The following is a 1,023-nucleotide window of genomic DNA, read 5'->3' as shown; positions in this document are numbered from 1 at the left end:
CCAACTATAGTAATGATTCCTATTTTAAGGTAATGCAGGAGATAGAACAGAGTGAATATCAGCTTGCAGAACAGTCGAAGGAGCTCGAAGAATTAATTGTGGAGTTCAATCACACCATTCAACAAAAAGAAGCAACTTGGAAAGAAGGGAAGGAGAAGCTAAAGGAGTTGGATCAAAGTATACAGGATAGAGAGGTGATGGCTCCAGTTCATGGAATTATAAATGTAAGCAAAGAAATGAATAGAGGGGAGCTATTGCAAACCGGAGAAGAAATACTTACAATTATACCTGATAATGGTGCAGAATTTGTTGTGAATATGGCAGTTACCAATCAAGATATTGCTCTTATTCAAGTAGGAGACTTTATTAGGTGCAATGTTCCTGCCTTACCAGCCCATAACTATGGGCATTTCACGGGACGGGTAGAGATGATTAGCGAGGACGCTATCATTGATCCCAAAAGTGGGGCTAGTTACTATCGGGTACAAGCTTCTCTATTTCCAAAACCTCTTTATAATGAACAAGGCGAAACAGCCCAAATAAAGAACGGAATGCTTGCTGAGGCGCATATTGTAACCCATAGGGAGAAGATACTGGATTATATACTGGATAAGCTAGATTTACAATAATAAAGATAGTGAGGGATGTCTATGAAAACAATCCAAAGCTTTTTTCGCAAGCAAGTCGTTGCCTTGTTGATCGCCGTTGTTGTGCTGTTGCAAGGAGCCGCAGCTCCGATCCAGGCTGAGGAAGCGCAGAGTCCCGCTAGTTCCCTTTATCATATATGGGCCGAGAAAGCACTCGTGGAAGGACAAAATTATGGACTGTTTCCGTTTGCTTGGTATCAGGAGGAGTTCATGCAGCCCATGCCGGCAGACAAACTGCAAATGTTGCTGCAGACGACTTCACAAAAAATCGATGCGCTTGGCCTCGATAAAAAGCAAACCGCAGCCGTGCCGACCGTGCGGGGCGATGTGACCAGAGGAGCGGTGATGCAACAGTTGTATGCGGTGCTGGCACAAT

General features: G+C 44.0%; 1 protein-coding gene and 1 pseudogene. Both read left to right on the top strand.

Going from position 1 to position 1,023, the window contains the following annotated elements:
* The coding region (locus PPOP_RS13215) for a beta-barrel domain-containing protein (RefSeq protein WP_006287010.1) at positions 1-629 on the top strand (629 nt) is incomplete at its 5' end.
* Positions 630-650: 21 nt separating this feature from the next.
* A pseudogene (locus PPOP_RS13210) lies at positions 651-1,023 on the top strand (TraB/GumN family protein); the annotation flags it as partial.

Source organism: Paenibacillus popilliae ATCC 14706 (assembly GCF_000315235.1).
Lineage (GTDB): Bacteria > Bacillota > Bacilli > Paenibacillales > Paenibacillaceae > Paenibacillus_B > Paenibacillus_B popilliae.
This window is presented reverse-complemented; position numbering and strand designations above follow the sequence as displayed.